This is a genomic window from Stutzerimonas degradans, from assembly GCF_024448505.1.
Classification (GTDB): domain Bacteria; phylum Pseudomonadota; class Gammaproteobacteria; order Pseudomonadales; family Pseudomonadaceae; genus Stutzerimonas; species Stutzerimonas degradans.
In genome coordinates this window covers 26,677-50,896 of record NZ_JAMOHV010000013.1, presented here as the reverse complement: position 1 = coordinate 50,896, position 24,220 = coordinate 26,677, and the positions used below count along the sequence as shown (strand labels likewise).

The following is a 24,220-nucleotide window of genomic DNA, read 5'->3' as shown; positions in this document are numbered from 1 at the left end:
ATCTCGCCGGTCACTGATGGGGAAACGGCATGGCCAGCGCGCGCAGCGCGGCTTCGGCGTTGAGCACGCGGGTCACCGCGTCGTCGGCCTTGTCGCGGCTGAGACCGAGGCGGTCCAGCAGCGGCTGCGGAATGTCCTGCGGGCCGCCGGTGCCGATGCCGCGCTGGCGCAGCAGGCGCACGGCCAGGCAGACGAGGTTCGGATAGGCGGCGTGCTCGCCGGCATAGTCCGGGTCGTTCTGGAAGCGCAGGGCATTGGCCACTTCGTCCGGCATGCCCCACAGGCGCATCAGCCAGGCGCCGATCTGCTCGCGGGTGATGCCCAGCAGGTGCTGTTCGATATGGTTCGGGCCCAGGTGCGGGTTGACCTCCAGATGCCGGCAGATCAGCGAGAAGTGCGGCGGAAAGATGTGCGCCAGCACCAGGTAGCCGAAGTTGTGCAGCAACCCGGCGAGATAGCTCAGCCCCATCTCCGGGCGCGTTTCGCGCGGGATGGCGCGCGCCAGCCCTTCGATCACCGCGGCGGTGTAGATCGCCTGCTGCCAGTACGGCGTCGCTTCCTGCGGCCGGTCCTTGGGCAGGCTGAGAGTCTTGCCCAGCGCCAGGCCCAGCGCCAGGTTGATCACCAGATCGAAACCCAGCACGCGGACGATGGCGTCTTCCACCGAGCGGATGCGCCCGGGTGCGGCGTAGTAGGGCGAGGCCGCCCAGCTGATCACCTGCGCCGCCAGTGCCGGGTCGGTTTCGACCACGCCGGTGATGTCGTCGACGGTGGCTTCCGGGCTCACGCGCAGCTTGATGATGCGCTGCGCGGTATGCGGCAGCGGCGGAATCTCGATGGTTTCCTCCAGGCGCTTCTGGATGCGCCGCGCGGTGAAGCTCTGCACCGCCTGGCTGATCTCCTCGCGGTCGTCATGCGGACGGTCGAGGTTCGGCCGGATGTCACGCAGCGGCACGGCGAAGCTGCCGGCACTGGCCTTGTTCAGCAGGCGCTGGAAATCCTCCGCCGCCAGCTCCACCAGCAGCCCCGGCTGGCCCGATTCGACCAGCAGCCGCGGTTGCTGCAGCAGGCAGCGCTCGTACAGGCAGGGCGAACTGGTCAGCGGCGGCAGGCCGGGCAGGCGGCTCAGCTCGTGCTTGGCGAGCATGCGCGCCAGGCGTTCCGGTTTCACCGCCAGCAGCTGGCGGCCGGTGAGCTCGGTCAGCCGCGGCAGATCGAGCAGATGATCCTGGGGAAACAGCACCAGCATGGCGCCGACGCTGTCTTCCAGCAGCACCGCCTGGACCCGCTGGGCAGCGGGGAAATTGGGGCGATCACGCTGGATCTGGTAGCGCACGCCGAGGTCTTTCAGCAGCTTGGTGATCAGCAGCGGCAGTTCGGAACAGCTTTCGGTATCGACAGCAGAATTCATGAGCGGACCTGTGATGGTGGCCTGCCCGAGTATAGCGAAGCCCTCAGGCGGGGAAATTGCGGTGACGAGTGGTTGTCACACTTGGCCGTATTCCTGGCCATGACGCAGCCAGCGCTCCAGCAGCGGGCTGACATGCTGCGGCCAGCGCGCCAGCAGCTCCTGGGCGGCGTCGCGCACCGCCGGCAGCAGATCGGCGTCGCGCATCAGGTCGGCAACCTTGAACTGCAAAAGGCCGGTCTGCCGCGTGCCGAGCATTTCGCCGGGGCCGCGCAGCTCAAGGTCCTTCTCGGCGATGACGAAGCCGTCGCAGGTCTCGCGCATGATCGCCAGCCGTTCGCGGCCGAGCTGCGACAGCGGCGCGTGGTAGAGCAGCACGCAGTGGCTGGCCGCGCTGCCACGGCCGACGCGGCCGCGCAGCTGGTGCAACTGGGCCAGGCCCAGGCGCTCGGGGTTCTCGATGATCATCAGGCTGGCGTTGGGCACGTCGACGCCGACTTCGATGACCGTGGTGGCGACCAGCAGCTGCAGTTCGCCGCGCTTGAACTGCTCCATCACCGCGGCCTTCTCGGCCGGCTTCATGCGCCCGTGGATCAGCCCGACGCGCAGGCCGACCAGCGCCGCCGAGAGATCGTCGTAGGTGGTTTCCGCCGCCTGGCAGGTCAGCTCCTCGGATTCCTCGATCAGCGTGCACACCCAGTACGCCTGACGCCCCTCGTTGCAGGCGATGCGCACCCGCTCGATCACCTCCAGGCGGCGGCTATCGGCGATCACCAGGGTGTTCACCGGCGTGCGGCCCGGCGGCAGTTCGTCGAGGATCGAGGTATCGAGATCGGCGTAGGCGCTCATCGCCAGGGTGCGTGGGATCGGCGTGGCGGTCATGATCAGCTGGTGCGGGCAGAGTCGGCCGTCGATGCCCTTCTGGCGCAGGGCGAGGCGCTGCTGCACGCCGAAGCGGTGCTGCTCGTCGATGATCACCAGGGCCAGGCGCTTGAAGACCACCTCGTCCTGGAACAGCGCGTGGGTGCCAACCACCATCGGGCAGCCGCCGGCGATCTGCTCCAGCGCCGCGGCGCGGGCCTTGCCCTTGAGCTTGCCGGCCAGCCAGGCGACCTCGATGCCGAGCGGTTCGAGCCACTTGCTGAAGTTGAGAAAGTGCTGCTCGGCGAGGATTTCCGTCGGCGCCATCAGCGCCACCTGATAGCCGGCTTCCAGCGCCTGCAGCGCGGCGAGGGCGGCGACCACCGTCTTGCCGGCGCCCACATCGCCCTGCACCAGACGCAGCATCGGCTCGTGCTGGGCGAGGTCATAGGCGATCTCGGCGCCGACGCGCTGCTGCGCGCCGGTGGGGGCGAAGCCGAGGTTGGCGAGAAAGCGCTGCGTCAAGGTTTTCGCCGGCGGCAGCGCGGGCGCCTGCTGCGCGCGCACCCGTTCGCGCAGGCGCTGCAGCGAGAGCTGATGGGTCAGCAGTTCCTCGAAGGCCAGCCGATGCTGCGCCCAGTGGCGGCCTTCGGCGAGTTCCTCCAGATCGGCGTCGGCCGGCGGCCGGTGCAGGTAGCGGATGGCTGCGTCCAGCGCGCCGAGCTGGTAGTCGCGGGCCAGCTCGGCGGGCAGCCAGTCCGGCAGGCTGTGCGGGCCGAGCCGCGCCAGCGCCTGCTCGCTGAGGTTGCGCAGACGCTGCTGGGTCAGGCCTTCGGTGGTCGGGTAGATCGGCGTCAGGGTCTGCTCGACCGGTGCCGGTTCGCCGGTCAGCGCGCGGTATTCCGGGTGATAGATCTCCAGCCCCGAGGCACCTGGACGCGCCTCGCCGTAACAGCGCAGCTGGGTGCCGCGCTTCATGGCTTCCTTCTGCGCCTGGCTGAAGTGGTAGAAGCGCAGGCTCAGGGTGCCGCTGCCGTCCTGCAGACGCACCAGCAGGCTGCGGCGGCGGCCCATGACGATGTCGGCGCCGGACACCACGCCTTCGATCACCGCGTCCTGCCCCGGCCGCAGCGCGCCAATCGGCACCACGCGGGTGCGGTCCTGGTAGCGCAGCGGCAGGTGGAAGAGCACGTCCTGCAGGGTTTCCAGGCCGACCCTGGCGAGCTTCTCGGCCAGCGCCGCGCCAACGCCCTTGAGTGCGGTGACCGGAATGGTCGCCAGTTCGCTCATGGCCTCAGGCTTTTGCGGCTGGCGGCTTGCCTACCGAACACAGGCGGATCGAGTCGGCGAGGATTTCGATCGCCTTGGGCCGCGGGAAGCTGGCGCGCCAGGCGATCGCAACGGTGCGGAACGGTACCGGCGGCGTCAGCGGGCGGGTCTCCAGCACGCCGGGGGAGTAGTGGTGGCTCTCCACCGCCGACAGCGGCAGGATCGACACGCCCAGGCCCGAGGCGACCATGTGGCGGATGGTTTCCAGCGAGCTGGACTCGACGGTGGTGTGGCTCGGTGCCTCGCCCTTGCGGGTGGTCGGGCAGGCTTCGAGCACCTGATCGCGGAAGCAGTGGCCTTCGCCGAGCAGCAGCAGGCTCTTGTCGTTGAGCATCTCGGCGTCGATGGTTTCCTTCGCGGTCCACGGATGGTCAGCTGGCATCAGCACGTAGAACGGCTCGTCGTAGAGCGGCTTGGTCAGCACGTCGGCTTCCTGGAACGGCAGCGCGATGATGATCGCGTCCAGCTCGCCGGTGCGCAGCTTGTCGCGCAGGATGTGGGTGAAGTTTTCCTCGATGTACAGCGGCATGTCCGGCGCCACGCGGTGCAGCTGCGGGATCAGGTGCGGGAACATGTACGGGCCGACGGTGTAGATGGCGCCGACCTTGAGCGGCGCGGCCAGCTGATTCTTGCCGACCTGGGCCAGCTCGCGGATGCTCTGCGCCTGCTCCAGCACCTTCTGCGCCTGGGTGACGATGCCTTCGCCGACCGGGGTCAGGCGCACCGCGCTCTTGGTCCGCTCGAAGATCAGTACGCCGAGCTCGTCCTCGAGCTTCTTCACGCCGACCGAGAGGGTCGGCTGACTGACGTGGCAGCGCTCGGCGGCGCGGCCGAAGTGCTGTTCCTGGGCGAGGGTGACGATGTAGCGCAGTTCGGTGAGGGTCATAGTCAAATTCCATCGAGTTGGCGGCAAGCATAGCCTTTGCGTAGCGGTCTCACCAACTGCGTGCGAACGCCCGGCGTTCGGCAAGCGGCGTATGGCGTTCGACGTGAGTCAGCCCAGCAGCGCTACACTGCGCAACAGGAAGATGATGCGGTCTCGGGTTGCCGGAGGATGAAGGATGGGCAAGCGTTGTTCGGTATTGATCGCCGGATGTGGCGATGTGGGGTGCCGCCTGGGGCTGCAGCTGAGTCGTGACGGCTGGCGGGTGTACGGCATGCGCCGGGAAGCCGCCGGCCTGCCGGTGCCGATCCTGCCGGTCAAGGGTGACCTGAGCGGCGCGGAATGCCCGCGCACCTGGCCGAATGGCGAGCTGGACTATCTCGTCTATGCCGCCTCGGCCAGCCAGCACGACGAAGCGGGCTATCGCCAGGCCTATGTCGCCGGCGTGCGACACGTGCTCGACTGGCTCGAGCAACGCGGCCAACGCCCGCGGCGGCTGTTGTTCATCTCCAGTACCGGCGTCTACGGCCAGCACGATGGCGAGTGGATCGACGAGACCTCGCCCACCGAACCCAGCGGCTACACCGGCCGGGTGATGCTGGAGGCCGAGCGTCAGGTGCTCGGCTGCGGGCTGCCGGCGACGGTGGTGCGCATGGGCGGGCTGTACGATCCGACGCGGCCGTGGATGCAGAATCAGGTGCGCGCCGGCCTGCGCGTCGAGCGCGATCCGCCGCAGTACAGCAACCGCCTGCACCGTGACGACGCCGCCGCGCTGCTGGCGTTCCTGCTACAGGCCGACGCGCGTGGCGAGCCGCTGGACGATTGCTACCTGGGCGTCGATGACGATCCGGCGCCGCTGCACGAGGTGGTGGACTGGTTGCGGGCGCGTCTCGGCGTCACTCACTGGGCCGAGCAGAGCATGACCCGCCGCGCTGGCAGCAAGCGCTGCAGCAACGCGCGTGCCCGCGCGCTGGGCTGGGCGCCGCGCTATCCGAGCTATCGCGATGGCTACGCCACGCTCGGCGAGCGGCGTGACTGACGGCAACCGCCTGCTGGCACGGCCCTGGCTGCCTGGCGTGGAGCTGTTCCATGCCGACTTCTCCGGCCAGCCGTTCGGCCGGCATAGCCACGATGCCTTCGCCATCGGGGCCATCCTCCACGGTGTCGGCGGCTACCAGTGTCGCGGCGCGCGCCACGCGCTGCCGGCCGGCACGCTGTCGCTGATGAATCCGCAGGAGCCGCACACCGGCCATGCCGAATCGCCGCGGCTGATCTACCGCATGCTCTACATCGAGGAGGCGCGGCTGCCGGCGCTGCTCGGGCGCAAGCGGCTGCCGCGTGGCTTTCGCCAGCTCAACCCGACCGACGATGGCGCGGTGGCCGCCGGCCTGGCGCAACTGGCCGGCGATTTCCAGCACGGCGACGCGCTCGGCCTGGAGAGCCGCCTGCTGCAGCTGCTGGAGCTGGTGTTTACCCGTCACGGCGGCCTGCGGCCGATGCAGACGGCCCGGCGTGACGGTGGTACGGTCGCCGCCCTGCGCGATTACCTCGAGCAGCATTACAGCGAGGCGGTCAGCCTGCAGGCGCTGGCCGAGCAGCTGCAGCGCCATCCGCGTCATCTGATCGAAGCCTTCCGCCGCGCCTATGGCGTGCCGCCGCACACCTGGCTGCTGCAGCGGCGCATCCGTGAGGCCAAGCGCCGCCTGCTCGATGGCGAGACGCTGGCCGAGCTGGCGCTGGGCCTGGGCTTCTACGATCAGGCGCACTTCAGCGGCACCTTCCGCCGTTTCACCGGCGTCACGCCGGGGCAGTTCCGCGCTACCGCGCGGGCCTGAGTTTCTTCCAAGACCGTAGCGAGCCGCTGCGGCAGTCTGGCCGCCCCTGTCGAAGGAGGCGGTCATGATCGGGTTATTTCTGCTGGTTGCCGGTACGCATTTCGCCGCCCTGCTGTCCCCGGGGCCGGATTTTTTCCTGCTGATCCGTGCGGCGCTGCTGCATGGCCGGCGCCAGGCCGATGGCTGCGCGGCCGGCATCGCCCTGGCGAATCTGCTGTCGATGCTGCTGGTGTTGCTCGCCCTGGCGGCGCTGCCCGGCGCCAACGGCGGGCTGTGGCGCACCTTGCAGCTGGTCGGCGGCGGCTATTTCTGCTGGCTCGGCAGCCAGGCGCTGCTGGCCCGGCGCGAACTGCAGCTACCGGACGGCGCCGGCGACGGCGAAACCGGCGAAACCGGTGGACGCTGGCGGGCCGGCTTCGGCCAAGGCCTGCTGGCCAGCAGCCTGAATCCCAAGCTGCCGCTGTTCTATGCCGGCCTGTTCGGCGTGCTGCGCGAAGCGGCGGTGCCCGGTTGGGGGCTGGCGCTGGCGATGGCCTGGATGGCGGCGGTGGTGCTCGGCTGGGACCTGGCGCTGGTGCGCCTGCTCGGCCACGCGCGCTGGCGTGGTTGGCTGCGCCGGCGGGTGCGCACGCTCGACCGGCTGTGCGGCGCATTGCTGCTGGCGCTCGGTGGCTGGTTGCTGGTGACCGCTGTGCCGAGGTAATGGCCTGCGCATGCAGTCCGTCGGCCCGGCGGCAACTCTGCGGCGGCGGGACTTACTAAAACTCAGACGACACGTCGCACGGCAGGAGCGGCAGCACCCCGCGCAGTCAGCGAGGCACAGGGAGATCACCGAGGCGGCGCCCCGACCCCCGATCTGGAGATTGCCCATGAGAGCGCTACGCTGGCACGGCAAGCACGACATCCGCTGCGACGACCACCTCCCCGACCCCACGATCGAAGATCCGCGCGACGCCATCATCAAGGTCAGCTCCTGTGCCATCTGCGGTTCGGACCTGCACCTGTATGACGGCTTCATGCCGGGCATGAAACACGGCGACATCATGGGCCACGAGTTCATGGGCGAGGTGATGGAAGTCGGCTCGGCGAACAAGAAGCTCAAGGTCGGCGACCGCGTGGTGGTGCCCTTCACCATCGTCTGCGGCGAATGCGAGCAGTGCCGGCGCGGCAATTTCTCGGTCTGCGAGCGTACCAATCGCAACAAGGACATCGCCGACAAGGTCTTCGGCCATAGCACCGCCGGGCTCTATGGCTATACCCATCTCACTGGCGGCTATGCCGGCGGCCAGGCCGAGTATGTGCGCGTGCCCTACGCCGATGTCGGCCCGGTGGTGATCCCCAACGACCTGACCGACGAGCAGGTGCTGTTTCTCGGCGACATCTTCCCCACCGGCTGGCAGGCCGCTGCGCAGTGCGACATCCAGCCGACCGACACCGTGGCGGTGTGGGGCGCCGGTCCGGTCGGCCAGTTCGCCGTCCGCAGCGCGGTGATGATGGGCGCCGAGCAGGTGATCTGCATCGACAACGTGCCCGAGCGCCTGTCGATGGCGCGTGCCGGCGGCGCCATCACCATCAACTTCGACGAGGAAAGCGTGGTCGAGCGCCTGGCCGAGCTGACCCGCGGCAAGGGCCCGGAGAAGTGCATCGACTCGGTCGGCATGGAGGCGCATGCGGCGCGCTCGATCGACTCGATGTACGACCGCGCCAAGCAGGCGCTGATGCTGGAAACCGACCGCCCGCACGTGTTGCGCGAAATGATCTACGTCTGTCGGCCGGCCGGCATCATCTCGATCCCCGGCGTCTACGGCGGGCTGATCGACAAGATCCCGTTCGGCGCGGCGATGAACAAGGGGCTGACCTTCCGCATGGGCCAGACCCACGTCAACCGCTGGACCGACGACCTGCTCAAGCGCATCCAGGAAGGCCAGATCGATCCGAGCTTCGTCATCACCCACACGGTCAGCCTCGAGCAGGGCCCCGAGATGTACAAGACCTTCCGCGACAAGCACGACGGCTGCATCAAGGTGGTCCTCAAGCCATGACCTGGTCGCCGATCCCTACGGTAGGGATCGGCCTGCGAACATATCGAGCGAGGAGTCTGCATGAGCATTCCACGGCAAGTTACCCGGCCCAACCCTTCGGCTCGCTCGCTGGCGCGCGGGCTGGGCTGGTTCAGCATCGGCCTGGGCGTCGTCCAGCTGGTCGCGCCGCGCCAGGTCGCGCGCTTCATCGGCATGCCCGGCAGCGACGGGCTGATCCGTGCCTGCGGGCTGCGTGAGATCGCCACCGGCGTCGGCATCCTGCTGGCGGACGATCCCAAGCCCTGGATCTACGGGCGCATCGGTGGTGATGCGCTGGACGTCGGCTGCCTTGGCTGGAGTATCGAGCATGGCCGTGAGCCGGCCAAGGCGGCCATCGCTGCTGGCGCGGTGGCGGGTATTACCGCGCTCGATCTGAGCTGCGCCAAGGGGCTGGATGCCGAGCGCATGCCGGCCACCGAGTGGGATTTCGGCGACCGCAGCGGCTTCCCCAACGGCACGGCGCAGGCGCGCGGTTCGGTGGACGCCGAGTTCGCCGCGGCGCGTGCCGAGCCCAACGGCTATCCGCCGGCGCAGCTGCACTAGCGCCTCGGCTTACCCTGGCGCGGCACCGCAGAGTGGTGGATAAGGCTGCGCCGTTATCCACCCTACCGGCACGACGTCGATGGCGCGCGGGTGTCCCGGCGGCATACGAGTTGCGTGCTGCGTAGCGGCGATTTTTTGCTAAGGTGGCCGGCCGTTCCGGTCGTGCGCCTGTGGCGTGCGACCCTGTCTGTGAGTAGTCATGTCGTCGGTCGTCAATGTCGTCCTGCCGGTCTTCGCGCTGATCCTGCTCGGCTTTGTGTGCCGCCGCAGCGGGCGCATGGGGCCGACTGGGGCCTCCGAACTCAATCGTTTCGTCGTCTGGCTGGGCCTGCCGGCGCTGCTGTTCAGCGTGGTCGCGACCTCGACCTGGGCGCAGCTCTGGCAGCCGGGCTTCATCGCCGCCTTCACCGTCGGCTGCCTCGGCGTGTTCGCCTTCACGCTCGGCTATCGCCTGCTGCAGAAGCAGCCGCTGGTGGATGCCAGCCTGGATGCGCTGGGCGCGTCCTACGCCAACACCGGCTATGTCGGCATTCCGCTGTGCATGCTGGTGCTCGGCGACGAGGCGCTGCAGCCGGCGATGGTTGCCTCGATCGTGGTGGTCTGCGTGCTGTTCGCCATTGCCCTGGCCTGTGTCGAAACCGGGCTGCACGCCGGGCAGGGCCTGTTGCGCACGCTGGGCAAGGTGAGCTGGGCGCTGGTGCGCAACCCGCTGGTGGTCGCGCCCATGCTCGGTGCGCTGTGGGCGGCCAGTGACGCGCAACTGCCGGTGCCGCTGGCCACATTGCTCAAGCTGCTGGGTGCGGCGGCGGCGCCGTGCGCGCTCGCCTCGCTGGGGCTGTTCCTCGCCCAACCGCAGCCGGCCGGCCCGGTGCGCGGGGTGTGGCCGCTGGTGGGGCTGAAGCTGCTGGTGCAGCCGCTGATCACTTGGTATCTGGCGTTCCAGGTTTTCGCGCTGCCGACCCTGTGGGCCTATTCGGCGCTGCTGCTCAGCGCGCTGCCCACCGGCACCGGCCCGTACATGCTTGCCGAGTTCTACGGCCGCGAAGGCTCGCGGGTGTCGCGGGTGGTGCTGCTGTCGACGCTGGGCTCGCTGATCAGCCTGTCGCTGATCCTGGTGCTGTTGCCGGTCTGATCTGCGCGCTCACTTGGCGCGTGGATAAGCCTGCGGCGTTATCCACCCTACGCCGGAGCTGCCGTAGGGCGGAAAACCGCGAAGCGTTTTCCACGCGCTATCCACATGCTAACGGTCAGCTCACCGGGCGCGTTACTTCCAGCACCACGGCGGCGATGCGGTCGCAGCGGGTGTAGGCGCCGCCGAGCAGCTCCTCGCCGAACACGTCCGGGTCGATTTCCCGGTAGCGCCAGGTCAGCGGCGTCGGGGCCAGACGCTGGCAGGCTTCGGCGAGGAACGGGTCCTGGTTGTCCAGCATCGCCACGCCGGTATACAGCAGCAGCGTGCCGCCCGGCGCCAGCCGGCCGAGCGCTGCATCGAGGATCGCCAGCGACAGCCCGGCGCCCAACGGCCCGCCGCCGTGGCGGTAGGCGCGCTCGCCGGGATCGACCAGATAGGGCGGATTGGCCAGGATCAGATCGAACTCGCCGTCGACGGCGCTGAGCAGGTCGCTGTGTTCGGCGCGCAGGTTGTCGGCGCCGGCCAGCGCCGCGTTGATGCGCGTCAGGCGCAGCGCCTCGGGGTTGATATCCACCGCCAGCACCTCGGCCTGCGGCCGCGCCAGCGCCGTGAGAATCGCGCCGGCGCCGGAGCCGCAGCCGATGTCCACGGCGCGGCGGATCTCGCCGGTGTGGCGGTCGAGGTGGCAGCGGATGGCGCTGGCGAAGCGGTAGGTATCCGGGCCGAAGAACACCGCGTCGGCCGAGTCGGTGGGATACGCCGAATGCACGAACAGCTGGCCATCGAGGCTCGACAGCCGTACTCGCGAGCGCCAGCGCGGGCCGCACGGCTCGAGCACCTGCGCCTGGTCCATCAGGCTGAACAGCGGCGGCGGCAGCAGCTCGTGCTGGAACGGCCGGCTCCAGCCGAACACCCCGGGCAGGTCGCCGGCCAGTGCATTCTGCGGACGCTGGTTGACCCGTTCATGGGTCAGCGGCGTGGGTGTGATGAAGTGATAGCCGCGCTCGCGCAGGGCCTGGCCCAGATGCAGCAACGCGCGGTCCTGCGCGGTTTCCATGGTCATGATGCGTCCCTTGAGGCCTTCAGTTGAACAGTCCGTTGAACAGCCGCGTGGCCAGCAGGCCGGCAGCGCTGTGGTGGCGTTGCGGTGTCAGCAGCGGCAGCAGCAGACGCATGCGCGCGGCACGGTCCGGCTGGCGGGCGAGCTGCTGTTCCAGCAACTGCAGCTCGGCGTCGAAGTCGTTACCGGCGGGCGCCTGCGGCACGGTCGCATCCGCCGCCGGGCGCCGCGCGTTGAACCGCGCCTGACTCTTGAGCAGCGCGCCGCGCGGGCTGCGCTTGCCCTCGGCGTGCCAGTCGCCGGCGATCCAGTCGTGGATCATCTGCTGCTCGTAAGTGCTGAAAACCCCAAACATCGGTGCCTGTTCGCCGACGATCAGCTGCCAGAAGCGGCTTTCCTGCGGATCGTGGCCGCGCTTGATCCAGCCGCGAGTCTCGAGCAAGGCGAGGAATTGCTCGACGTCCTCGGCCAGCCACTGATTGACCGTGCGGCCTTCGAAGCGGCAGTAGTCGGAATGCACGAACTGCCCGACCGCGGCCTTCTTCTCGAAGATGCGCTGCACCTCCGTCGACAGGTCGAAGTCGCCGATCACCGAGACGGTGCTGGCACCCAGGTCGTTGAGCCGGTAGCCGTTGCGCACGCGCTGGTAGAACGCCGCGCCGTCGCCCATCTGCGGCCAGGCGGCGCGCAGACCCTGCACCGCCTTGTGCGCATGGCCGTTGTCGGCGTTGTCGACGGTGACGTGCAGGGTGAAGTAGTACGGATCGATGCCCAGCTCGGTCAGTTCATAGGACGTGATCAGCAGGTGCAGCGGCAGCTGCTCGTAGCCGAGATTGAAGCCGATCACCTCCGGCAGGAAGCGCTCGGCGTGCTCGGCCAGCGCCAGCTGGATGGCACCCTGCACGAAGTGCTCGTCGTCCAGCTGCTGCCAGTCGTCGCAGCCCTGGCTGGCGAGCAGCTTGCGGTAGAGCACTACATGGTTTTTTTCCGGCAGGCCCTCGCCGAGCTCCTCCAGATAGGTCTGGATCAGCGCGGTGAAGCGGCCATCGTCCCAGCGCTGCAGCAGGCCGTAGAGCCAGGCGCCGTCGACCAGCTTGGTCGGCGCCACGCCGCGCAGAAAGTGCAGCGCATGCGCCTTGCTGGCGAAGTAGCGCCGCGCACCGCCGGCGCGGCGCTGCTCCAGGTAGGCCTGGTACTGACGGCCGACGGCTTCGGTGCGCTGCCTGACCCAGGCGTCCAGCGCCGCCGGATCGTCCGGCAGGTCGCAGGGCAGCGCGGCCGCACGTTGCAGCTGGTCCTGCAGGTAGTGCGCGGCGTCCTCATGACTGGCGCCATCGAGCAGGGCGAAATACAGCTCGCGCGATTCCTGCGGTGGTCGCGGATCGGCGGCGCGCGGCGCGGCGGGCAGGCGGTGCAGAGTCATCGGCATGGTCTTGTTTGGCGGCAGTGGTATGCAGATTTGGGCCGGCCGCGGCGGCCATTAGTTCAGCCCGCCCGCCGAGTGGCCGCTGTGCGGCTTGCAACTTCCCGCGCGCGGGTCATCACTAAAGCGGTGAGCGGCAGCCCGTCGGCGCCGCGCGGACAGCCGGAGGCACCAGCATGAATACCGAGCAGAGCGGCCGCGAGAGCATCGAGTCCATCGATCAGAGCGGCGACGCCCACGAGCAGAATCCGGAAACCACCATCACCCACGGTGAAGTCGCCGGCGGCGACGAGGCCGACGTGCCGGGCGGCGCCTACAACGTGCCGCCGGAGCTGGTCGATGAGCTCAGCGACGAAGAGGCCGTGCACGACAAGCAGGGGCCGGACGACGCCCGCTAGCGAGCGAAACGACGACTGGTGCACGGTTTTCGCTGGTGGGTCTTAAACCCCGGCCGCGGGCGGTCGCTTGTTGGCTGTCATACATCGGCCGCGTGTTGCGCATGCATCGCTGCGCGCCGCTCAACATTCTCCGCGACCTGCAGGCCGCAACGGTGCATCCGCAGTGGTCACAGCCAGTGCAGGACAGCCTGGATGCCGCCGAACGCCTGACCAACCCAACGGCCAACTGCTGGCGGACGCGCAGGGCTGGCGCGCGAGCAGTGCGCTGCGCGCCGAGGTGTCGGCGCAACGACCTGCTCTTAAGTCCGCCGCCGCGCCGGTCGCCCTGAATAACCAGAAGCGAAGGCATCTGTCCGTGGCCTTCGCCCAACCGTAGCCGATCAGCTGGTTGCCGCGGATGCCTTCGATATCCAGCGGCACCGCCTGCGCCGGCAGTTGCCAGCACAGCGCGACGACAGCTGACGCAGCGCAGCCCCTCGAGCTATGCCGCGGTCACCCAGACCGTAGTGGCGCAGGCCAACATCGGCCGGTTTGCCGTCGTCAGCCTGTTGTCCGCGTAGCTGCTTCGACAGGTTTTGACGACCTTGCGAGCGATGCTACGGGGTGTGGTGGCAGGCACCGGTCTCGTAGAAGGCTGAAGACGCTATTCTCACCTTCAACCACTTCGAAGCTTGCAGGAGGCGTCTTAGTTGGAATCACTTCGCTGCGTATCTCTAAGTTATCGCGCCACCCGTGATCGTCAGATCTAGTTAGCGTCAATGGCGCGCGATAGCTCCGTGGGCGTAAGCCGCTTCAATGTGTGTGAGATAGGGTCCATTTCTACATCTAGTGCTAAGGGTGTAATTCCATCGGCGTCATATACTAAATAAGCATTGCCGGCGGTCACTTCATGGAATTCTCCACCTTTTGTCGCTATGGTTCCTGGGGTGGCAGACATTAGGTCTTCAATCGACTCGTAGCGCAATGACAAATTAACTTCGCCCAGCGAGCCGAGAAGTACTAAAGCAGCTTTGGATGGCTCGTCCATAATAGACTGAAGTGATACCTTGTTGGACGCGTCAATCCAGGCATCAGAGTATTTAAAAATTAAATCTTGATAATTGTTTGATAGGGGGGCTTCTAGATTGCATACGGCTTTTCGAACGGAGACACCGTTCTGCCCATTGCGGATATTAGCATAGGCACAGTCTATAAGAGGGGTGCTCTTGTTAAGTGTTAGGGTATAGAAAACCTCAAAGTATGTATTTGATCCAGAGTTTTCGTAACTTAGGGCGGGACCGTTGTTGAACGATGTTAGAGCCCTCGTGATCTGTCCTGTATAGCCAACGATATTTGGGAGTGTCGTGATCGTCTCTCCACTTCTCTCAATTATTAAAATGCCGCTTTCGATGTCGGCGGTATAACTCTCTGAAGAGTCGGCTCTATTAACTGTTATGGTATATGGCTTTGCATATGTGGTGGTGGCTAGGGCTGCCGCAATGAATATCGCAAAAGCTATTAAGGGTCTCATGGAACGAAGGTTTCCTTAGCCGACGATGTTTTTCTGAGGATGGCTTCAAATTTCTGCGCGTAGCCGGCGATGCGTTGCCGCTGATCGGTGCCGTTAATTATCCGTCTGGCTTCCAAATAATCTACCCCATTTGGATTAATGTAGTTACTTAGCTTTTTACCAGTAAAAATTCCTTCTTTCATACCCCATATCATAATGGGCACAGAATGTTCAGGCTCGGCTGCTTGCTCAGGCTGGGTTACGAATGGAATATCAAAATGGTCTTCGGCCTTGCGGTAGTTATTTTTCCATGTGAGGTGTACGAGGCCCCTCCCGCGGTATTTATAGCCATCGCCTTCTTGAGTATTTCCATTCTCCATTGCGCGATCACGATGCTCTTGGGTTGCAGCTAGCACCGGGTCATATTTGTTGAAATAAGCAATGCTGCCAACCTCTGGTTTAGAGCTAAAGAACTCTCCTGATGGGAAGTAGTAGGCTTCATGTCGGGCGGTGGCAAACATATACGCTAGCTCGAAAAGGTTTGATTTCTCGGGGGCTCTTTCATAATACTTATTAATGAGTTCCACGATTATACGAAGATTAGTTTTTGAGGCGGGAGAAAAAGCTGGCGTATTTGCCGCGAATTGCTCGTGCTGGCAAGTGTACTCGTCGATAAATCGATCGACATCAATCAATCGGCTCGCATACAAAAAATGGCCCACTGTGGCAATGGAATGAAGATGCCATGCTTTCCTATCGTTCGAAATCCCATGCCTTCCAGCCAGATCACCCCACCAGCTTAACTTCTCGATTCGCTGCTTTTCTTCTTGCCAAACAAGATTCGGCGTTCCGGGTTCTTCCGCCAGTAGCGGATCAAGCTCATCCCACTTGCTTCTACTCCAGAACCACTCGCTTTCATACTTGGTGACCAGTTGGCCGAGCATATGGGCGTGCCAGGGCTTGGCCAGCGCTGCTCGGATTTCGCGACTCGTCAGCGTGCCGTCTTTGTTTGCATCGACGATATCGTACAGCCGAGCAATGGTTGTGAGAGGGCCGCCGTCAGCGTTGCTGATCTGGACACGGTAGTTTTGCTGCTCCTCTGCGCTCAGCAGGCCCTTGGCATTAAAGGAATAGGCGAGCTTCTCGACGGGCGTTCCGGTTTCCTCGATGCATTGAAAGCCCTCCCATTCCCACGGGCTGTGACGAGTAGTGATCAGCTCCTGCTCGGCGAGCCAGCCATCGATGGGGTTGCCGTTATCGTCGGCGAACAGGCCGTCCAGTCGCCACCATGTGGATGTGCTTGCCGGTGTGCTGCCTTCGGCAGGGATGGTGACCTGAATCTTGTGCGAAGCCGGCAACCCATCCAGCAGCGCTTGCGGGATTATCAGGTCGACACCGACCTGCGTGCCTTTGTCGCTGAGCTTGGGAGGATTTCCCGCATTGATACCCTCTCGATGAGCAATCAGTTTGCTGGCGCCTTTGTAGACTTTGAGCAGGGTTTTCTGGTCGTCCGGCAAGCGGCTGGCCCAGGCGCGGCTCCGGGCGATGAACCCGGGCACATCGTCGCAGCTGAACAGTTCGACATGGACCATGTGCTGAGCAGCGCTGTCGTGGTTCTGGTATAGGCCCGGATGGCCAATCAGATCACCCGCCTTGATCGGCAGCCCGTTGTCGAGCACGACAACCCTGTCGTATTCCGCTGGCTCGCTCTGCGGTTTAAGCAAGCTGGTGAATACATAGCCGGGCAGTTGCCCCTTATCGTCGCTTGCTAGAGCGGGTTGTGCCGTGCCGCTGATCAAGCTGACCAGCTTGCTGAACTCACCTTGCGTTTCGCCAACGACGATTTCAGCACCCCTGGACAGCTCCGATAGCTTGGCGGCATTTTTGTTGGGGCTTGCGCGGACGCTCAGACCTTGATTCTGCGTATTCACCGTACAGCGGCTGGTTCCCCAGAAAGCGGGGTGCGGCAAGTTCGGTTGCGCCTGATAGCCCGCCCAGTCGAGCAGGTGCATGTATAGGCTGTAGAGGGTCAGGCTTGGAGGGGGCGGGCTTTCGGCGATGCTGCCATCTGCATTCCGCAGGGGTGGCGGCTGGAGACGGTGCTTGACCAGAACGAACCCCGTGGAAAAGGGCGCTCGTTTGACACGCGGGATCTCGTCGGTAAATTCGCTAACGGGGTAGCGCTTGTCGATACGGTAGGCAATCACCTCTCCGTCGGCGATACAGCGCACGCTGGACTGGTCGAATGCAGCAGCCGTGCCTTCGTCGAAGTGCACGCCGCCATGCCACAAGCCGTTGTCGCCGGTGGGGTAGAACCCGCCCTTGGCCTGGGCCATATGCGTAAGCAGCTGCAGCGGATTGTTGCTGGTGTCCTTGCTGGGAAACGGATAAGCCCAGTTGATCGGCTTGAGTTCGGCCATGTTCGATGCTTCCTTGCGTTCGAGCCAGCTGCGCAGCCGGCTCTGTTCTTAGCCCGAGAAATTGAGCGAGCGCTTGCGTTTGCTGGTTGGCTTGATCGGCTCGCCCGGCAGTGCCTGCTCCAACAAGCTCCCCGCCTTGTCGCTATCCGTCATCCCCGGCAGCACTGGCGCTTTGATCTTGATCCCCGAACCCTTGCCCGATGCGCCGCCGGCGTTGATTCGTGCCAGCGGGCCGGAGACGGTGATGCCGCCCGGGTCGAGCTTGATGAAGCTGCCGCCGGCCTTGAGCGTCAGTTCGATGCCGGCTTCGATGACCATTTTCTGCCCGGCCTTGAGGTGGATTTCGCGGCCGGCCTTGGTCAGCTGGGCGGTGCCGAGCTTGATGTGCTGGGTCTGGGCGATGGTGAGGTGGTCATCGGGTTTGACTTCGATCTTGCGGTCGCTGGCAACGGTCAGGTGTTCCTCGGCGCGGAATTCGCTGTAGCTGTTGGCTTCCACCGTGTCGTGACGTTCGTGGCCGACGCGAATCTTCTGGTCGTGCTCGATATTCTCGTCCCAGTCGCGCTGGGCGTGGAGGTATATCTGCTCGGCGCCCTTGCGGTCCTCGATGCGCAGTTCGTTGTAGCCGCCACCGCCCGGGCTGCTCAGGGTCTTGAACACCGTGCGGGTCTTGTTGGCCGGCAGGTCGTAGGGAACCTGGTGCTCCTTGTGGTACAGGCAGCCGGTGACCAGCGGCTGGTCGGGATCGCCTTCGAGGAAGGTCACCAGCACTTCCATGCCGACCCGCGGGATGGCGATGCCGCCATAGCGGTCGCCGGCCCAGCTGGAGCTGACGCGCAGCCAGCAGCTGGACTTGTCGTCGGCCTGGCCTTCACGGTCCCAGTGGAACTGAACGCGCACGCGGCCGTACTCGTCGCAGTGGATTTCTTCGCCGGCTGGGCCGGTAACCACGGCGGTCTGGCTGCCGAGGACTTTCGGTTTCGGATGGTGAAGGGCTGGGCGGAAGGGGATATCCCAGGGCGTGGCGCTGAAGCGGTTGCGGTAGCCCTGGACGAAACCATCGCTAGGCGCGACATGACTGGTGACCGATTGTTCCAGCACCTGCGGCTGCTTGCCTTCATGCAGCACTTCGGTAAGCAGCCAGAGGTCATTCCATTCCCGGCGTGGGTGGTCGGATATCTCCAGCAGGTGGCCGCTGACCAGCCCAGGTTGATCGCTACTGCCTTCGGCAAGGCGGTAATCGCTGCGGTGGCGTTCCAGCGCGCGTTGCGACAGGTGCTTGCCGCGGGCGCGCTCGGTGAAGCTGCCGGGGTAATCGTAGTCTTCCAGGTCGGGTTGCGGCAGCGCGTCCGCCGCCGATTCGCCGCGGTAGGCCGCCTCCATTAGCAACTTGGGTTGTTCGAAGTCGTAATCACGGCGACTGACGCGGCTGGTGCGGGTCGCGACGCGTACGGCGAAGCGCTTGATCACCGGCTCGTCGGCAGTCATGCCGTTGTCCTGCAGATAGGCGGTCGGCTGGCCGAGCCTGGCGAAGCTGGTCTGGTCGTCGCCGAAGACCAGCACATGGCCGGCCGTGCTGTGCTCGAAGTGGTAATGGATACCCTCTTCCTCGCACAGGCGCTGGATGAAGTGCAGGTCGGTTTCGTCGTACTGAACGCAATATTCGCGCGGCGAGTAGATCACCGGACCGAGCTGGAAGCGGTAGGCATCGGCCTGGATACCCTGTTCCTCGAGTACCTGGGCGATGATCTGCGGCACTGTCAGGTGCTGGAAGATACGCTGGTTGGTGCGATAGGCGAGGTAGGCCAGCTGCGGCACGAGCGTAAGGCGGTAGCGGGTCAGGCGCTTGCCCGATTCACCCTGAGCAATGCGGTGGACCAGACCATGAATACCTTTACCGGCCGGGTCGAAGGCAAGAAAGGCGGGTTTATGCAGCAGTGCCTGCAGATCCAGATCGGTGCGCTCGCTGACCAGCTCCAGGTCGAAGCGATAGGGCTGGCTGATGGCCTCGCGGCCCCGGAACTCGAGCACCTGGAAGTCGTGTTCGACGCCTTCCAGGGTCAGGCTGAAGTGGGTTTCGTTGGCCGCATTGAACATTGGGCTTTCCTTGTCCTGATGTCATCCATGGGAATGACCGAGCCAGCGCTGCCAGCGGCTCGGTACGGGGCGGCTGAAGGCCTGCAACAGGCCCGCCGCATCGATGCTGCGCTGCGCTTCGTCGAATGCCAGTGCCAGGCGCAGCGCCGGCCAGCAATGCGCCGGCAATTGCGGCGGGCGCTGCAGGGTGCGATCCAGCTCCATGGCCTTGGCCTGGCGGGCGCTGAGCCGGCGATAAGGGTGGCTGCCGCTGGCCAGTTCATAGAGCACGCAGGCCAGTGCGTAGATATCGGCGCTGGCGGTCAGTTCGCCACCGTCGAGCAGTTCCAGTGCGGCATAACGCGGCGTCCAGGCGGCGAAACGCGTGCGGCACAGGCGCGGCAGACCGGGTAGCAGGCCTTCGAGCGGCTGGCCGAGGCCATAGTCGAACAGGCGCAGGCCGTCATCGGCGAGCATCACGTTGCTCGGTTTCAGGTCGCCATGCAGCACGCCCAGGCTGTGGGAATAGCTCAGCGCTTCCAGCAGCGGTAGCGCGATGCCCTGCAGTTCGCTCCAGGCCATGCCCTGCGGGCGTTCGCACAGCAGCTGGTCGAGCGTTGGCCCCTTGAGCAGTTCCAGGGTGATGAAGGCGCGCTGGCTGGCCGGGTCGATATCGAAGTTGTACAGGCGCACCACATGGCGGTGGCTTAGGCGCGTGGTCAATGCGTATTCGCTGTAGAGCAGCGCGCTGGCGTCGGGGTATTCGGCGAAATCCTCGCTGAGCGTCTTCAGCGCCACGTAGGGTTCCGGATCGCCGAACTGTTCGCGCAGCAGGTCACGGGCGCGATAGACCGCGCCCATGCCGCCGACGCCGAGCAGGCGCTCGATCCGATAGCGGCCGCCGAGGACGTCCGGCAGTTCGCCGACAGGCGTCTTCGGTTCCGCCGGCACCGGCGTGGCCGCGGTGGATGCCAGCGCAAAATAGGTGAGATCGCAGGCGGGCTGGGCGTTCATCGGCGGATCACCACGGCGCTGAGGTTGTCCCGCGCCGGGCCCTTGAGCGCCTGGCGAAACAGCCGCTCCAGCGCCAGCTGCGTGGACGGCAGGCTGAGTGCGGCGCCGAGGGCGTCGGCGGACATGCTCTGGTAGAGCCCGTCACTGCACAGCAGCAGCGTGTCGCCGGGGAACACGGCGAATTCGAGGATATCCAGCTCCAGTTTTTCGCTGGCGCCGATGGCGCGGGTCAGTGCGTGGGCGGCCGGGTGTTTGGCGGCGAGCTCGGGGCTGAGTCGCTGCTCGTCGATCAGTTGCTGCAACAACGAGTGGTCGCGGGAAAGCTGATACAGCCGGCCGCCGCGCCACAGGTAGCAGCGGCTGTCGCCGGCCCAGATGCAGGCGGCGCGGTCATCCTCCACAAGCAGAGCGACCACGGTGCTGCCGATCACCGGATCGGGGCGTTCGGCGGTGATCGTCAGTTCCTGGCTGAGGCGGCGATTCAGCTCATGCAGGCAGCGCCGTAGCGCCAGCACCCGTTCCGGCAGCTCGCCGCCGCTGCAAAGCTCGGCCAGCTGCTCGACGATCAGGCGACTGGCCAGCGCGCCGTTCTGGTGCCCGCCCATGCCGTCGGCCACGGCCCAGAGCCCGGCCTGTGGCAGATCGAGAAAGGCATCTTCGTTGCGCGCACGCACCTTGCCGGTGTCGGTGCGCGCGGCGCTGCGCCAGCTGCACGCCGTTGCGCTCATCACAGCGTCGCCGGCAGCTTGAAGCCGCGCAGCAGCGCGAGGTCGAACGGATTCGGCGAGCGCTGCGCGTGCAGCAGGTAGTTGGCGCGCAGGCCGCCGAGGTCGGCCTTGAGCATCAGCACGTCACGGCCGCTGTGGTAGTCGACCTGCATCAGGTCGATCAGGCGGAACAGCGACCAAGGGCCGGTGTTCTTCTCGATACCCACGCGGCGACCGCCGAGTTCTTCCACCACCAGGCTGGTGCGTCCGTCGTCGGCTTCGGCCGGCCAGCGGAACGCGGTCTGCACGATCGGTCCGTGGCGGTACTCCAGCTGCTGGTTGCCGAAGCGGAAGTCGGCGCGGCCGAGGCTGGAATCCAGCGAGTACGGCTCGAGCTTGAACAGGATCAGCGGCTCGTTGGGGTTCTCGGCGAAGAAGCTGCGGCGAATGGTCTGCGCCCGGCTCATCTGTGCCAGGAACTGCTCGGACAGCGGCAGGCCGCGACCGTCCACCCGGCGCAACTGATACTCGCCGGCGCTGCCGCTGACGAAGGGCTTGAGGTAGCGCTCGAAGAAGCTGTCCGCCAGGCCCTGCGCCTTGAAGAACTCGCGGAAGTCGGCGATGGCGACGTCGCTGGCGCTGTGGGCGCTGAACGGATAGCGCTCGCGCAGCGAACCGCGGTAGCTGGCGTACAGCTCGTTGCGATAGCGCTGGTTGAGGTAGTGGTAGGCATCGCTGAGCACCAGCGACCAGCTGTCCTCGGCCAGCAGCCCCAGCCACTTGCCCAGCGGCTGCGGCAGGCGTGCAGCGCTGTTGCGCAGCTGGTTGATGGCATCGCGCTGGCCGCCCATGCGTGCCTTGGCCATCTCAAAGGCGGCCTGTTCCGGTGCGCTGGCATGGGCCAGCGAGGCCAGCTGCAATTGCAGAGCGTCGAGGGCCTGCAGACTGGCGCTCAACTCGGGGCCGGCGGCGCCGGTTTCGTCGAGAAGCTGGTGCAGCGGCGCGAAGCGGCGCTCCAGGGCCTTGCGTGCGGTGTCCGGCAGATTCTTCAGCAGCGAAGCCTGCGCCTGCTCGGCGGCGGCGGTGGCCAGTTTGGCCGCCTTGCCGAGTTTGCTGCCTGCGTCCTGTGCGGCATCGGCCAGTTCGCCCGCCTCCGCAGTCGCGTCGGCGAAACCGGCGAAGCGGGTGTTCTCGCGGACTTCCAGCAGCAGTTGCAGCAGCGGCGAGTTGGCCGCGGTGAGCCCGGCGAGCTGCGCGGCACCCTGCGCCGCACTGGCGGCCGGGAGGATGTTCAGCTGGGCGATTGCCTCGCTCCAGTGCGCGGCGTAGTCGCGGAAATACAGCTGTTCCATTTCCACCAGCAGGCGGCCGAGGTCCTTGGCGCTGAGGCTGTCGCCTTCGCCCAGCACCCAGTTGTCGCGCAGGATCTCGCTGACCAGATCGGCACCCTGGGCGACGAACAGCTTCTGGTAGCCTTGCTGGGTGTAGAAGCCGGGAATCGTGTAGTCGCCGCCGACGAACAGTGCCGCCTGCGGGCCGAGCTGGGTGTTTAGCCGATAGTCAGGAAGGTTGCGTGCCTGATCGCGCAGCATGCGGTACACCACTGCCGCCAGCGATTCGCTGCGCAGCTGGGCACGGGCCTTGGCCACCAGATTGTCGTTCAGCTGATACGGCGCAAAGGATTCTTCCAGCAGACGCGCGAAGTGCGTGTTGAGCCCCTGCTGCGCCACGGCATTGCCCGGATGGCGCAGCGACCAGTCGGCGGCCAGCCAGTCCTTGAGGAAGGCCGCTTCACGGCGTTCGGCCAGGTTCAGCATGAGATAGGCGCGCAGGCTGCCGAGCAGCCGCTCGCGGTCGTTCAGGTTGGCGCGAATCTGCGCTTCCAGCTGCCGGGCGACACGTGGCAGCAGCAGCGTTTCCAGATCGCGGCGGTAGGCCTCGTGCAGCGTCGGGTCGACCGCTTCGCCCTGATACAGGCCGCCCCGGCGCAGCCAGGACACCTCGTCTTTCGGCGGGAACACCTGGGTCGCCGCATAGCTCGCGTCCAGGGCCTTGAGGGTGCGCAGTGCCTCGTCTCCCGCCTCGATGGTCTTGCGCTCGCTGCCGAGTTGCTGGGCGATGTCGCGCAGCTGTTCCAGGCGTTCATGGTTGCCGGAGAAGTTCAGTGCCCAGGCGCCGCCGATCAGCAGCAGGCAGCCGAAGGCACCGGTATAGAGGGCACGCTGGCCCCAGTCGATGCGGCGCACCTCGCGCTGGTCGAGGCCCGCCAGTTCGGCTTCCGGAAAGATCACCCGGCTGAGCAGCTGATTGATGAAGCGCGCGCGGCCGCTGCGGAAGGTTGGTAGCGCGCTGCTGGCCAGGCCGAGCTGGCGACCGATGCCGGCGGTGAGCGGGTCGAGACCTTCGCGCAGCTGCGGCGCGCTGGTCAGGTAGAAACCCCGCAGCTGACTGGCACGCTGATAGCGGTTGCCGGCGAAGGCCAGTTCGATGAACAGGCTCAGGCGCTCGCCGATCTGCCCCAGTTGATGGGGGAAGTCGAGGATGCGGCCGCGGCGCTGGGTATCGCGTTCCTGGTGCATGCGCAGGATCACTTGGCTGTTCAGCCGACGCAGCAGTTCCTCGAATTCCTGGCGCACTACCTGCGCGTCGCTGCCATTCTGTTCCTTGCGGAAACTCGCGCCGAGCACCTGGTCGCTTTCCTCCCGCGACAGCTGCTCGAAGAAGTCGTCGAAACCGAGAATCCGGTCGGCCTTGCTCAGCACCAGGTAGACCGGCACGTCCGCGTTCAGGCGCTGATGGATCTCGTGTAGGCGCTGACGGGTCTGGCGGGCGAGGTTCTCCAGCTCCAGTTCACTGCCGCCCTGCAGCTGGTCCACCGGCAGGTTGACCAGCACGCCGTTGAGCGGACGCGCGCGGCGCCTGCGCAGCAGGCCGAGCAGGGTGTCCCAGGCGCTGCCATCGACGGCAGCGTCGGGCTGGGTCAGATAGCGGCCGGCGGTGTCGATCAGCACCGCATGATCGGCGAAGTACCAGTCGGCAAAGCGGGTGCCCGAGACATCCCTGGTCAGGCGCTGCTGTTCGCTGCGGTTGAGCGGGAAGTCCAGCCCGGAGAAGTCCAGCAGGCTGGTCTTGCCGCTGCCTTGCGGGCCGATCAGCAGATACCAGGGCAGCTCGCTGCGCCATTTCTCGCTGCGCCCGCGATAGAGGCTGGAGGTCTTCAGGGTGCGCAGTGCGTGCTTGAAGCGATGGCGCAGCTCCTGCTGCTCCTCGCCGATCAGGCCGTCGCGGCGCAGCTGCTCCTGGACGTCCTGATCCTCGGCGTCGCGCTTCTTGCGCGCGCTGGCGCGCCAGCTGGCAAAGACCATGGCCAGGCCCCAGCCGAGGAACAGCACGCTGATGCTCAGCAGGCGGGCGGTCGCCGACTCCCAGAAGCGGTAGTCGTCGACTGCCAGCAACGGCCCGACGAACCACACCACGACCGCCAGCAGCAGAACCAGCAGCAGGCTCCAGACCCAGGTCCGGCGCAGCACGGCGCCGAGCTTGCCAAAGAACGTCTTCATC

18 protein-coding genes are annotated in these 24,220 nt (G+C 66.1%); 7 read left to right on the top strand and 11 right to left on the bottom strand.

The genetic code is table 11. The annotated features are described in order from the left end of the window. Positions 1–10 precede the first annotated feature (10 nt). From NAV27_RS15615 to NAV27_RS15605, 3 genes are all read right to left on the bottom strand, one after another. Positions 11–1,411, bottom strand: coding sequence for an aminoacyl-tRNA deacylase and HDOD domain-containing protein (locus NAV27_RS15615; RefSeq protein ID WP_102828213.1), 1,401 nt, complete (start codon positions 1,409–1,411; stop codon positions 11–13). 75 nt (positions 1,412–1,486) lie between these two features. Continuing rightward, positions 1,487–3,559 carry an ATP-dependent DNA helicase RecG gene (gene recG, locus NAV27_RS15610; protein WP_102828214.1) on the bottom strand — a complete coding sequence of 691 codons (2,073 nt, stop codon included), beginning with the start codon at positions 3,557–3,559 and terminating at the stop codon, positions 1,487–1,489. A gap of 4 nt (positions 3,560–3,563) precedes the next feature. After that, positions 3,564–4,484 carry a hydrogen peroxide-inducible genes activator gene (locus NAV27_RS15605; protein WP_102828215.1) on the bottom strand — a complete coding sequence of 307 codons (921 nt, stop codon included), beginning with the start codon at positions 4,482–4,484 and terminating at the stop codon, positions 3,564–3,566. Positions 4,485–4,659: 175 nt separating this feature from the next. On the opposite strand from NAV27_RS15605, the gene NAV27_RS15600 reads away from it, so the two are divergent. From NAV27_RS15600 to NAV27_RS15575, 6 genes are all read left to right on the top strand, one after another. Beyond that, positions 4,660–5,520, top strand: a complete 861-nt coding sequence (locus tag NAV27_RS15600) for an NAD-dependent epimerase/dehydratase family protein (RefSeq protein WP_102828216.1) — start codon at positions 4,660–4,662, stop codon at positions 5,518–5,520. Then, the gene (locus NAV27_RS15595) at positions 5,486–6,316 is read left to right on the top strand and encodes an AraC family transcriptional regulator (RefSeq protein ID WP_043294851.1); all 831 of its coding nucleotides are present in this window, start codon (positions 5,486–5,488) and stop codon (positions 6,314–6,316) included. Before NAV27_RS15600 ends, NAV27_RS15595 begins: the two co-directional genes overlap by 35 nt. 64 nt (positions 6,317–6,380) lie before the next feature. Further along, complete coding sequence (locus NAV27_RS15590; RefSeq protein ID WP_102828217.1) at positions 6,381–7,019, top strand: LysE family translocator; 639 nt, start codon at positions 6,381–6,383, stop codon at positions 7,017–7,019. A 166-nt stretch (positions 7,020–7,185) separates the two neighbouring features. Then, positions 7,186–8,358: a zinc-dependent alcohol dehydrogenase gene (locus NAV27_RS15585; protein ID WP_102828218.1), complete on the top strand. Its 1,173-nt coding sequence runs from the start codon at positions 7,186–7,188 to the stop codon at positions 8,356–8,358. A gap of 60 nt (positions 8,359–8,418) precedes the next feature. Beyond that, positions 8,419–8,940, top strand: coding sequence for a transcriptional regulator (locus NAV27_RS15580; RefSeq protein ID WP_102828219.1), 522 nt, complete (start codon positions 8,419–8,421; stop codon positions 8,938–8,940). Positions 8,941–9,139: 199 nt separating this feature from the next. Further along, positions 9,140–10,072: an AEC family transporter gene (locus NAV27_RS15575; protein ID WP_102828220.1), complete on the top strand. Its 933-nt coding sequence runs from the start codon at positions 9,140–9,142 to the stop codon at positions 10,070–10,072. 115 nt (positions 10,073–10,187) lie between these two features. Here the strand turns inward: NAV27_RS15575 and NAV27_RS15570 are convergent, their stop codons facing one another. After that, positions 10,188–11,135: a methyltransferase gene (locus tag NAV27_RS15570; protein ID WP_102828221.1), complete on the bottom strand. Its 948-nt coding sequence runs from the start codon at positions 11,133–11,135 to the stop codon at positions 10,188–10,190. 19 nt (positions 11,136–11,154) lie between these two features. Then, the gene (locus NAV27_RS15565) at positions 11,155–12,555 is read right to left on the bottom strand and encodes an iron-containing redox enzyme family protein (protein ID WP_369805781.1); all 1,401 of its coding nucleotides are present in this window, start codon (positions 12,553–12,555) and stop codon (positions 11,155–11,157) included. 176 nt (positions 12,556–12,731) lie between these two features. On the opposite strand from NAV27_RS15565, the gene NAV27_RS15560 reads away from it, so the two are divergent. Then, positions 12,732–12,953, top strand: coding sequence for a hypothetical protein (locus tag NAV27_RS15560; RefSeq protein WP_102828223.1), 222 nt, complete (start codon positions 12,732–12,734; stop codon positions 12,951–12,953). A gap of 745 nt (positions 12,954–13,698) precedes the next feature. On the opposite strand, the gene NAV27_RS15555 is transcribed toward NAV27_RS15560, so the two are convergent. Genes NAV27_RS15555 through tssM form a run of 6 tightly spaced genes read right to left on the bottom strand, consistent with a single transcriptional unit; the run spans position 13,699 to position 24,219 of the window. Continuing rightward, positions 13,699–14,463 carry a hypothetical protein gene (locus NAV27_RS15555; RefSeq protein WP_102828225.1) on the bottom strand — a complete coding sequence of 255 codons (765 nt, stop codon included), beginning with the start codon at positions 14,461–14,463 and terminating at the stop codon, positions 13,699–13,701. Then, positions 14,460–16,862 carry a hypothetical protein gene (locus NAV27_RS15550; RefSeq protein ID WP_102828226.1) on the bottom strand — a complete coding sequence of 801 codons (2,403 nt, stop codon included), beginning with the start codon at positions 16,860–16,862 and terminating at the stop codon, positions 14,460–14,462. Before NAV27_RS15550 ends, NAV27_RS15555 begins: the two co-directional genes overlap by 4 nt. A gap of 48 nt (positions 16,863–16,910) precedes the next feature. Beyond that, positions 16,911–18,959, bottom strand: a complete 2,049-nt coding sequence (locus NAV27_RS15545) for a type VI secretion system Vgr family protein (protein WP_102828227.1) — start codon at positions 18,957–18,959, stop codon at positions 16,911–16,913. Positions 18,960–18,980: 21 nt separating this feature from the next. Next, the gene (locus NAV27_RS15540; protein WP_008567224.1) at positions 18,981–19,952 is read right to left on the bottom strand and encodes a serine/threonine-protein kinase; all 972 of its coding nucleotides are present in this window, start codon (positions 19,950–19,952) and stop codon (positions 18,981–18,983) included. After that, entirely contained in the window at positions 19,949–20,680 is a 732-nt protein-coding gene (locus NAV27_RS15535) for a PP2C family protein-serine/threonine phosphatase (RefSeq protein WP_102828228.1), read from the bottom strand. The genes NAV27_RS15540 and NAV27_RS15535 overlap by 4 nt, the downstream gene beginning before the upstream one ends. Continuing rightward, on the bottom strand, positions 20,680–24,219 hold the full coding sequence (gene tssM / locus NAV27_RS15530; RefSeq protein ID WP_102828229.1) for a type VI secretion system membrane subunit TssM: 3,540 nt from the start codon (positions 24,217–24,219) through the stop codon (positions 20,680–20,682). The genes NAV27_RS15535 and tssM overlap by 1 nt, the downstream gene beginning before the upstream one ends. Position 24,220: the final 1 nt, after the last annotated feature.

Excerpts from the sequence above, each read along its gene's own strand:
- NAV27_RS15615 (WP_102828213.1), bottom strand. The coding sequence starts at position 1,411 with ATGAATTCTGCTGTCGATACCGAAAGCTGTTCCGAACTGCCGCTGCTG.
- recG (WP_102828214.1), bottom strand. The coding sequence starts at position 3,559 with ATGAGCGAACTGGCGACCATTCCGGTCACCGCACTCAAGGGCGTTGGC.
- NAV27_RS15605 (WP_102828215.1), bottom strand. The coding sequence starts at position 4,484 with ATGACCCTCACCGAACTGCGCTACATCGTCACCCTCGCCCAGGAACAG.
- NAV27_RS15600 (WP_102828216.1), top strand. The coding sequence starts at position 4,660 with ATGGGCAAGCGTTGTTCGGTATTGATCGCCGGATGTGGCGATGTGGGG.
- NAV27_RS15595 (WP_043294851.1), top strand. The coding sequence starts at position 5,486 with ATGGCTACGCCACGCTCGGCGAGCGGCGTGACTGACGGCAACCGCCTG.
- NAV27_RS15590 (WP_102828217.1), top strand. The coding sequence starts at position 6,381 with ATGATCGGGTTATTTCTGCTGGTTGCCGGTACGCATTTCGCCGCCCTG.
- NAV27_RS15585 (WP_102828218.1), top strand. The coding sequence starts at position 7,186 with ATGAGAGCGCTACGCTGGCACGGCAAGCACGACATCCGCTGCGACGAC.
- NAV27_RS15580 (WP_102828219.1), top strand. The coding sequence starts at position 8,419 with ATGAGCATTCCACGGCAAGTTACCCGGCCCAACCCTTCGGCTCGCTCG.
- NAV27_RS15575 (WP_102828220.1), top strand. The coding sequence starts at position 9,140 with ATGTCGTCGGTCGTCAATGTCGTCCTGCCGGTCTTCGCGCTGATCCTG.
- NAV27_RS15570 (WP_102828221.1), bottom strand. The coding sequence starts at position 11,135 with ATGACCATGGAAACCGCGCAGGACCGCGCGTTGCTGCATCTGGGCCAG.
- NAV27_RS15565 (WP_369805781.1), bottom strand. The coding sequence starts at position 12,555 with ATGACTCTGCACCGCCTGCCCGCCGCGCCGCGCGCCGCCGATCCGCGA.
- NAV27_RS15560 (WP_102828223.1), top strand. The coding sequence starts at position 12,732 with ATGAATACCGAGCAGAGCGGCCGCGAGAGCATCGAGTCCATCGATCAG.
- NAV27_RS15555 (WP_102828225.1), bottom strand. The coding sequence starts at position 14,463 with ATGAGACCCTTAATAGCTTTTGCGATATTCATTGCGGCAGCCCTAGCC.
- NAV27_RS15550 (WP_102828226.1), bottom strand. The coding sequence starts at position 16,862 with ATGGCCGAACTCAAGCCGATCAACTGGGCTTATCCGTTTCCCAGCAAG.
- NAV27_RS15545 (WP_102828227.1), bottom strand. The coding sequence starts at position 18,959 with ATGTTCAATGCGGCCAACGAAACCCACTTCAGCCTGACCCTGGAAGGC.
- NAV27_RS15540 (WP_008567224.1), bottom strand. The coding sequence starts at position 19,952 with ATGAACGCCCAGCCCGCCTGCGATCTCACCTATTTTGCGCTGGCATCC.
- NAV27_RS15535 (WP_102828228.1), bottom strand. The coding sequence starts at position 20,680 with ATGAGCGCAACGGCGTGCAGCTGGCGCAGCGCCGCGCGCACCGACACC.
- tssM (WP_102828229.1), bottom strand. The coding sequence starts at position 24,219 with ATGAAGACGTTCTTTGGCAAGCTCGGCGCCGTGCTGCGCCGGACCTGG.